Origin of the sequence: Lachnoclostridium sp. (assembly GCF_031997925.1) — a bacterium.
GTDB lineage: Bacteria > Bacillota > Clostridia > Lachnospirales > Lachnospiraceae > Lachnoclostridium.
Map to the genome: position 1 here is coordinate 185,913 of NZ_DAMADT010000005.1, position 7,563 is coordinate 193,475.

Sequence of the window (7,563 nt, forward strand, 5' to 3'; positions counted from 1 at the left end):
AAAAGTGTATAAATGACTAAAAAAAGAACAGAAATTAATACAAGGATACCACCAACATAAAATAAATGTTTATAACTGCGTTGCTTTTTTGACATTCTGAGTTTGTATTCATAGTAATCTTCTTTTTCAGTCGGGTTTTTCGAAAAATTTCTTTTCAATGATTGATAGGAATATCCGAATCCATCGAAAAAGCCTTCCCCAGTAGCATATACAAGAATAGCATATCCTAGGATAATCATTCCAGGAATGAGAAAAACATCGCTTAAAATTGAAAACAAATCTCGAATAGAATCATATCCCCAGATTGTCTTCTTAATACCTACAAATATCGCAATTAAGACCGCAACAATTGAAACCTTTGCATACTTTTTACCGTTTTCCAATCTTTCGTCTCCTATTTATTGCATTATAGTTTTCTCTGTAATTTCTTTTTGATATTTTTCCATTTCTGCTGTATTACAATAAACAAAGTGACCAGGTATTATCTCTCTTAGAGATGGGGATTCCACAGAATAATCATGATCTAATACTGGAGTATAAATAATTCTCTTCCTTTGCTTCTCATAATGCGGATCCGGTAATGGAATTGCAGACAATAAGGATCTTGTATAAGGATGGCATGGATTTTTAAACAATTCATCAGAATCAGCTAGTTCTACAATCTTTCCATAATACATAACAGCAATTCGATCTGAAAAGTATTTAACAACCGATAGATCATGGGCAACAAACATAATCGTTAATCCCATCTTTTTACGCAGACCATTTAGTAAGTTAATTACTTGAGCCTGAATTGAGACATCAAGGGCGCTAATTGGTTCGTCTGCAATAATTAATTCCGGTAAGAGCACGATTGCTCTTGCAATACCGATTCTCTGACGCTGCCCACCTGAAAACTCATGAGGATATCGATCTGCATGTTCTGGAACTAGACCTACCAAATCGAGAACTTCATACACCCGCTTATTAATAAAGTCTTTATCTTTTATTTTGCGTATAATAAGACCTTCTGCAATTATTTCTCTAACTGTCATACGAGGGTTTAAGGAAGCAACCGGATCTTGAAATATCATTTGAATCTTATTTATGTTCCTTGAAGTATACTTTTTGTTTATCCTTTTTCCTTCTGATATTTCTGACTTTAAACGTGAAATAGCTTCTTTATTCCCATCTTTACGTGCTTTTTTAAGTTGATTGATCAAATCCTGTATTCCAACACTGATACATTGACCATCATAGGATACTTTACCGCCAGTAATATCATAAAGTTTTATGATAGAACGTCCCGTTGTTGTCTTACCACATCCGGATTCTCCAACTATACCCAGTACTTCACCTTTATGAATCTGAAAGCTGACGTCATCCACTGCTTTCACATCTGCTCTTCCACCACGGAAGTATTGTTTTAAGTGAGAAACTTCTAATAAAACCTCGGAGTCTTTGTAATTATTACTCATCGTCTTTCGCCTCCAAGTTCTTCATTCTAGCAATACGTTCTGTTACTATTTTCGGAGGTTCCACCTTAGGAGCATCGGGGTGTAACAGCCATGTTGCTGCATAATGGGTATCCGTTATCTGAAACATAGGCGGGTGTTGTTCAAAATCAATCTTTAAAGCGAACTTATTTCTTGCTGCAAAAGCATCTCCTACTGGAGGAATTATCATGTTTGGAGGAGTGCCGGGAATCGCCTCAAGTTTTTCCTCAGTATAGATATCCGGCATAGAAGACAGTAATGCCCAGGTATATGGATGTCTAGGATCGTAAAAAATTTCTTCAACATCACCATACTCCACTATTTTTCCTGCATACATAACTGCTATCTTATCTGCCATATTCGCAACTACACCAAGATCATGAGTAATAAAAATTACGGATAGTTTTCTTTTTTCCTTTAAACCATTGATAAGTTCTAATATCTGGGACTGTATAGTAACATCAAGGGCGGTGGTCGGCTCATCACAGATTAAAATATCTGGATTTGCAGAAAGCGCAATAGCAATTACAATTCGTTGTCTCATACCACCTGAGAATTCGAATGGATACTGATTATATCTTTTTCTTGCTTCCGGTATACCTACCTCTTCCATTAGTTGAATCGCCCTAGTTTTTGCCATAGCCTTTGTTACACAATATACCATTTTAGCACTTTGCTCTTTCAGGAAATCTACTAATGCAACCGCTTTGTCATCATAGTTCTTTAAGTTTTGCTCATCTTTAGACTTTAACTTATAATTCTCTTCTATCCGCGTCACTGGGATTATTAGATTTGAGACTATTAAATCATAGTCTGTATTCGCATAGGCTATCTTTTCCACCCTGCTTCTTACTTTTTTGTTTTTTAGCTTGATTGCAGTTATGTAGTTATTCACAGCAGAAGCCATTGCCCACTTAAATGTATAAGCAGTACTATCTTTATTAATATCAAGACTGTCAATGGAGTCTTCTACTATCTTTATTAATTCTTTTGACTTTAATTTTAGTTCTTTCGTTGATATATTACCAGCATTTAAATACTGAATCATTTCTTCTGCTTTATCTAAAACATTCTGTCTTTTACTAATTGCTCTTTCTTCCGAATATTTTAATGCAGCAGCAATGTCCTTTAAGAAGGCAAGCATATAATTCTCATCAATATATTTTCTTGTCATACTATTCATGGATGGAATGTCCCCGCTTAATTCTTCTAAAGACTTTGGTTGATTCTCATAAGTTAAGTAATATCCTAACGTAAAGAAATTAGGCTCTGCTTTTTTACTTGCTGACTCTAACACTGATAATAGAGAATTCAAGGTATCAACTAGACCCTTATTGTCTTTATCAATAGAATACACACGTGCAGCAGATTTCAATTGCCCTACGAGCTCTTGATAAGAAGTATTACTTTTATCAATGATAAATGGATTCAGTACTTTTAGAGCTATCACACTTAACTCGTCACATTTTCTTTGTACATCCGATTTTTTCCCAATAATATCAATTTGAATTCCCTTAATTTCTGAAATACAAGAGTCCAGTTTTTCACGTGCTTGGTTATATTCAAACTGATGCTTATTGCTAATTTCGATGAATTTTTTTAATATAGAAATATTTTTTTTCCCGGATTCAATTTTAGAAGAATCACCCTCATATGTAACAGCAAATGTCTGCTCTAGTAACGCAGTAGTTTTATTAAATATTTTTTTCGCATCTCTTTGACTTGATCTACCATTTAAAATCATAGCCTCTGTGAGTTGCTTACCAATTTTTACAATTGGATTTAAACTTGACAATGGATCCTGAAAAATCATAGAAATACGGTTTCCTCGTAACTGATGAAACTCTTCTTCTGTGATCTTCATCAAATCCATTCCGTCATATAGAATTTCACCGCCTTCAACGATGGCATTTGGAGCTAAAATTCCCATAAGTGCTCTTGCAGTTACCGATTTTCCAGAACCGGATTCCCCAACAATAGCAATCGTCTCTCCTTTATTTAGTTCAAAAGAGATATTCCTTACTGCTTTCACCCTTCCGTTGTTCGTACGAAATGAAATTCTTAGATTTTTTATATCAAGTATTCTTTCCATCATTCATCCGCTCCTCTTAGTGAAGGGTTAAAAGCATCGCGTAAACCATTACCAAACAAGTTAAATGAAATCATCAATAACGAGATTGCGAGTGCCGGTAACATAATAATATGAGGGTCAGTACTTAAGTACTGCTGTCCATTTGAAAGTAATGTTCCTAAAGAAGTCATTTTCTTTCCCTGAAAATTAGCAATACCTAAATAGGATAATAACGATTCCGTAAAAATCGTACTTGGGATTACAAGAACCGTCTGCGTAATAATGGTTCCAATGGCATTTGGGAAGATATGTTTAAACATGAGTCTCCAGTCTTTTGCTCCCAAAGTCCTTGCTGCCAAAACATATTCCTGATTTTTAAAACGATAAAACTGGGTTCTGACACGATATGCAATACTAATCCACCCTGTCATACAGAATGCAATTAATAAACCGGCAAATACTGACATTTTACCTGTACTAACATAATGCAACTGAATTAAAGTGGCAAATACAATGAAAGGAATTCCTATAAGAATATCAGAAATTCTCTCTAAGGTTAAATCAACCCAACCGCCATAGTAGCCTTCTATTGCACCATATATAGTACCAATCAACAAGTTTATAATAGATACAAACAATGCAAGTAATATGGAGGTTCTTAATCCATAAGCCAATCTAACAAAGAGATCAAATCCCTGTCCATCTGTACCTAAATAGTGGTTAGGTTCGTGTCCATTGATATAAATATAATAATTATAATAGAGAACACGAATCTGTAACATACTTTTATCCTTTTGTATAGAATACATGACATTTCCGTTTTCATCTCTTAAATAATTATCCACTAGGCCATTTGCCATGACATCATTAAGCTCCATCGCTTTTCCCTTCTCATTTACAGGGGAACCGCTGGACTTGTGACGATACCAGAAGTTAGCGTCTGTAGCATTATAAGAATCCATCCACTTACTACTAATATCAATCATTGGATATATTACTTTTATTCCAGTCTCCTTCTCCCATGCTAAGAGACTGTCTAGTTCTTTCTTTGTAACAGACAGGAATTGGAATCCAGCCTTCAAATAAGAATCTGTTCTAATATTACGGTATTGCTTGCCCTGCTCCGTAAATACATCGCCAAATGCAATGATAGGATTGTATTCAGAATCCATACCGGATTCCCAAGTAACTCCCTTTCCTTCATAGTCATTCGCAGCCATGCCGATTCCTGCATAATAAATGAGGTATTTATCATTGAGCTTTTGATTGAATCCACCATCAAATAATTTTAGAAAAGAAAGTGACTCAATCTTGGGTCTCGCTTTGGTATAGATTCCTTCCTTATCACCCAATTTATAATTTGCAATAAAAGGAACTATTAAGGCATATAAAATAACACATATAATAATAAAAGTTGCTACTAGAGATGCTCTGTTCTTCTTAAACCGAAGCCATGCATCTTTAAAATATCCTATTGGCTTCGTTTTTAATTTCTCGTCATGGATGACGTCTTCTATTTGGGCAAATTCAAATTTTTCAGATGGTATATTGTCCATATCAAACTGTTTTTTCACTTATTTTGCCCCCATTCTAATTCTTGGGTCAAGGAAGCCATAACTTAAATCAACAATAATCTGTCCTCCAAGACCTACAATTGTATAAAACATACTACATGCTACGAATACATCGTAATCAAGCAATTTAATTGATTTCAAAGTTAATTGACCGATACCATTAATTGCAAAGATATTTTCAATAACCATTGCACCGGAAATAATGCCAACAAAAAGGCTGATGATAGTAGGTAATATTGGTACCATCGCATTTTTAAGTGCATGCCTTACTGTCGCTTGGCTCTTTGTAAGTCCTTTGGTTCTGGCTAATAACATATATTCACTAGTCAAGGACTCTGTTAACTCAGCTCTTGTAAAACGCGCTAAGCTTGCGATTGTACCAAATGATAATGCTAAAACAGGCAATACCATAGAATGGAACATTTTCCAGGTAAACCAACTTCCACCCGCATCATGGAGTGAAGACAAGACTACAGGAAACCATCCTGTCTTATATCCTATAAAATACTGTAACACAAAGGCAAATACATAACTTGGAACAGAAATAAATACCATAACTGTTGTTGAAATCATATGATCCTGCCATTTATTCTTTTTTAAAGCAGCGAAAATTCCTAATATAATTCCAATTGGAATAGAAAATAAAATGGAATAAATATTTAATAATACTGTTGGAACAAGTCTTGAGGAAATTACACTTCCCACACTTTTCATATAGTCTATCTTCCATGATGTACCCCAATCCCATTTGGTAACAATATTTTTAAGATATATTCCGTATTGTACAATAATAGGCTTGTTATACCCCAGTGCTTCTCTTCGTGCTAATTCAACTTCTGCTTGCGACCCCATCATAGGTAATTCCGGTTCTAAAAGTTTAATCATCGAAAAGCAGATTGTCATAATTGCTAGAAAAACAACCAACAAAAGAACTATTCTTTTCAATACATACTTTAACATCGTCATAGTTTACACCTTCAGCTTTATACTAGATATACCCCATATGATACATCAGTTAAAACCGGCTATCAGGGTATTCCCACCAATAGCCGGTTTATTAGGTCAAAGCGGATATTCGCAATCCGCTTATGCTACCAGCTCTACCTCATTGCCACTACATGGCATTTTAAAACAGGCAAGTCCTTACCCCCGCTTACAGAAGCGGGGGACTTCCCTGATGAGGTTAAATTACAAAATCTAAATTACTCGTAGCTTAAGGTACCACCTTGGGATTTTATGTACTCATCCCACTCTGCATCACTATAATTGTAGGTTATCAGACGTACACCACCATATTCATACATAATATTGTAATCATATGTTGCATATTCAATTTGCTTGGAATACAATTCCACCTCTGCTTCTGTAGCCCAAGGGATACATTGGTATGCAGAAAGAACTCCTGTCTCAAGGTAGGAAAGGATTGCTAATGCTGCCTCCGGATTCTTAGCGTATTCCCCAGAACCGTTAATTGATTTTGCCCACTCCTGGAAGGTATCTGTCTTTGTTTCCGCTGTTCCATCACCATTAAAATCATAAACAATATCAAGTTTTTCAACCGATGGATTCCATCCGCTGGACTCGTGAATCTTTGATAGCCCACCCATGTAATCCGGCTCGGTGTATACTCTAACTGTAGAGAAAGGATAGAATGCAGCACCACCCCATGCTCCACGAATCATTTCAATAAGGCCATTTGCAACATCTTCATATCTTGTTGATGAACCACTCTTGAAAGTAAAGGTAATCTTATCTTCAAATCCCGTACCAACCGTAGCTGCTTTTACAAATTCATTCATAAGATCTTGCTGTGCAATATCCTGTGCAGTAAGTGAGGATGCAGCGGATGCCATACAATTAATTTTTATTTCCTGCCCATCAGTATAATTGCCATCTGCTTTTGCTTTTTCGTAAACAGATTGGAATAATTCTTTGGCTGCTTCTAAATCATATCCTGTCACTGCAGCAAAGGCATCGTCTACTGTCGCATATGGTGTTCCAGCACCGTAAGTTATACCATAAAGTCTAAGAACAGCTTCTTTTGCTTCTTCTGTATTTCTGTACTGAGATTCTGTATTATTCTCTATATCTGTATAGTACAAATAGTTGAATAAGAAATACGCTGGTTTATAACCTGCTGTAGCTTCTGTTACAAATTTTGTTCTCTCCATGGATAAGGATAGAGCTTTACGAAAATCATCATAAGAAAGAACTCTCTTATTAGATCCATCGGCAGCAGCAGCCTCAAGTCCCTTTAATTTTTTAATATCAGTTGAGAAAATCCATCTAAAAGTATATGTTCTATCTGTCTTCATTAAATAATCAGACATTCTATACGTAGTCATATCATCAGAAAGCAACGCAACAGTATCGAGAGCACCACTGTTAAACAATTGGAGTGCTGTATTATGATCTGCAACAATATCGTATTTTACTGCAGTTG

At 35.6% G+C, this 7,563-nt stretch carries 6 protein-coding genes; all 6 read right to left on the minus strand.

The window, feature by feature from the left end; all coding sequences use genetic code 11:
- Window positions 1–383: DUF3899 domain-containing protein (locus tag RTP52_RS05905; protein ID WP_312369835.1), on the minus strand; the 383-nt coding region annotated here is incomplete at its 3' end.
- A gap of 15 nt (window positions 384–398) precedes the next feature.
- Window positions 399–1,457 (minus strand): ABC transporter ATP-binding protein, encoded by a 1,059-nt coding sequence (locus tag RTP52_RS05910; protein WP_312369837.1) that lies wholly within the window; start codon window positions 1,455–1,457, stop codon window positions 399–401.
- Entirely contained in the window at window positions 1,450–3,570 is a 2,121-nt protein-coding gene (locus RTP52_RS20240) for an oligopeptide/dipeptide ABC transporter ATP-binding protein (RefSeq protein ID WP_331660998.1), read from the minus strand. Before RTP52_RS20240 ends, RTP52_RS05910 begins: the two co-directional genes overlap by 8 nt.
- On the minus strand, window positions 3,567–5,120 hold the full coding sequence (locus tag RTP52_RS05925; protein ID WP_312369840.1) for an ABC transporter permease: 1,554 nt from the start codon (window positions 5,118–5,120) through the stop codon (window positions 3,567–3,569). Before RTP52_RS05925 ends, RTP52_RS20240 begins: the two co-directional genes overlap by 4 nt.
- Window positions 5,121–6,086 carry an ABC transporter permease gene (locus RTP52_RS05930; RefSeq protein WP_312104300.1) on the minus strand — a complete coding sequence of 322 codons (966 nt, stop codon included), beginning with the start codon at window positions 6,084–6,086 and terminating at the stop codon, window positions 5,121–5,123.
- Window positions 6,087–6,322: 236 nt separating this feature from the next.
- Window positions 6,323–7,563: ABC transporter substrate-binding protein (locus RTP52_RS05935; RefSeq protein ID WP_312369842.1), on the minus strand; the 1,241-nt coding region annotated here is incomplete at its 5' end.